1 protein-coding gene is annotated in these 360 nt (G+C 52.5%); it reads left to right on the plus strand.

The window, feature by feature from the left end:
• A partial coding sequence (locus tag J4G07_03955; protein ID MCE2413137.1) for a hypothetical protein occupies positions 1-360 on the plus strand: 360 nt, incomplete at both ends.

Consider the following 360-nt stretch of genomic DNA (forward strand, 5'->3'; position numbering starts at 1 on the left):
TGGATATGAAAGTCGGCAGTGATGACTCTGTCAAGGTCTGGCTCAACGGTGAAGTCGTTCACACAAACGCTGTCAACCGTGGTGCCGGTGATTTTCAGGACACATTTCAGGTTGACCTGAAAACAGGCGATAATCTCTTACTCGTAAAGGTCAGTGAACGTGGTGGTGGTTGGAGCATGTTCGCCGGTGTCGATGCCGACGTGAATGCCGTCTATAAACCCGCTACCCCAGGTGTCGCTGGAAAAATTACCGGTCCGTGGCTCTGGGTGATTGCAGCAACCGAAGCAAACGAAGGTGGCGCAAATTCAACCGATGTCGATTCACTCGCTGAAGCCAGCGGTGGTGCCGTTACCGAAGATA

The sequence above is a fragment of the Candidatus Poribacteria bacterium genome, from assembly GCA_021295715.1.
Taxonomy (GTDB): Bacteria; Poribacteria; WGA-4E; order WGA-4E; family WGA-3G; genus WGA-3G.